Source organism: bacterium (assembly GCA_009926305.1).
Taxonomy (GTDB): domain Bacteria; phylum Bdellovibrionota_C; class UBA2361; order UBA2361; family RFPC01; genus RFPC01.
This window is the reverse complement of the sequence record RFPC01000194.1, coordinates 1-1,770: the sequence shown is the minus strand read 5'-3', so window position 1 is coordinate 1,770 and position 1,770 is coordinate 1. Positions and strand designations below refer to the sequence as shown.

General features: G+C 50.3%; 1 protein-coding gene. It reads right to left on the bottom strand.

Annotated features, from left to right (window positions below):
- A partial coding sequence (locus EBR25_13660; GenBank protein ID NBW42029.1) for a DUF2207 domain-containing protein occupies positions 1-1,330 on the bottom strand: 1,330 nt, incomplete at its 3' end.
- Positions 1,331-1,770: the final 440 nt, after the last annotated feature.

Here is a 1,770-nt window from a genome sequence, read left to right as displayed (position 1 = left end):
GAAACAAAAAGATCGCAACAGCAGGCAGTATCTGTAAGAGTCGAGACTTGGCGGGAATCTCGAGCAGATACAGGTCCTTGAATCTAACGTTTGAACTACTGGTGAGTTCGTTGTAATTCGAGCCAAGGTCTGACGGCTTAGAAGGCAGCTTGGCTAGCTCTCCAACCTTGGGCATAAATTGGGGACCGCCGAGGATTGCCGCAAGAAACTCTTTATCCTCCGCGGATAGAGGGGAGCTCGCGCGCTTCAAAGCCCATTTGCCCTTTTCGAACTCGATTAGTCGAATCTTCTTTTCCACAGCTAGCTGCAAAAGCTTGCTCGTCATCACGCTCCTAGGCTTCTTGAGCAGCAAAGCAGCCATATCTAAATCGAGATTTTTAGGAGGCAAATACTCCGGGATTTTCTGACGAATTGGACCCTCATGCCTCAAGCGTTTTACTCGGAAGAATATGGATTTGGGGAAAATGACAAAGACGAGTACCCCAAAGAGAACCCATGAGGGTGTGGATATCCACGGTGCAACTTCAAACTGCTCATCCAAGACCACCGAGTTGGTTCTGAAACCAATTGCGACTGTAAGGGTTTCGCCAGGACCGAGTTCTTCCGCCTCGGCACGGACTACGTATCCTGGGCCAGACTCCTGAATGGTGATTTCGCACTTCTGCGTCGCAGCGTAGACACCGACGTAACAGTGCATTTGATTATCTAGAAGGTTTCTAGCAAGGCTCGCATCGATTTCGATACTCACGCTCACCGATTGAAATTCCTGCTGCCACCCAGTGCCGTTTACATCCCAATAAAACTCCCAGATGCCATCCTCACCAAATTCGCGAAGAACGTTGGATTGTGAGTACTCAAGAACGAAACTCTGTCTACCACGCAAAAATGAGCCTTGCGGAACGGCAGTGTCGACAACCACAAAGTCCCCTTCCAGATAGGTCTCAAGCGGCCGCGGTGAGCCAGTCTCATCAGTCAATGAGAAAACCTCCGTATTGAGAGGAGAACCCTCATACCAGTCGGGTATGTACCGGAAAAGACCCCTGTTTTGGTCGCGTTCCGGGAAGAGAGCGACCAAGGTCTCCTGAACGTGTAGGACGCTCCGACCATTCTGTTCCAGGCTTAGGTGGTAGCTGGCATCAAAGCTTTCGAACTCGAAGGCGTTTACATCACCTGACGTCGCAGGCGGCTCTTCAGCACCTCCTTGGGAAGTGATAAGGGCAAATGGCGAAAATACGACAAGTAGCCCGAGAAGCGCCCAAACAGTCCAAATACTTTGCTTTGAAAGGAACCCTCTTGGGAAAGTTTGAAGGGTTGGAGCTTTAAGTCGCAAAGGTCTCACCTGGAGCTCCATACGAAAAATTAAATTCTGAGCGGTTGTGTGATCCGCATTTTTGCGAGTGCCGTGCCATCAGCTCTTCAACGGTTTGAATAGCCCAATCCCACCAGGGCATCTTCTTGAGGTCAGAATTTACAGAGGCCATATTTCACTCTACATTCCTCCCTCAGCGACCAGATTGGAGTCAACATGACTTCAGGTAGGCAAGAGAAGATTTTCATTTCTCCCTTGGTTTGCGGAATTCCAGCCTCCGGAGAAGTCGAAAGTCAAGCGATCGAGATTTCAGTAAATATGTGAGTTCACAGACGTTCGTGACACCTCGAATCTCTCCAGGCGTGCGAAGCGTGGTTGACTTGGGTATGTTGTCGCTCCGAGTTGGACAGGGTGGGCTCGCGTGCTTGTGCGCACTCGCGGCAGGTTTACTTTCCTCATGC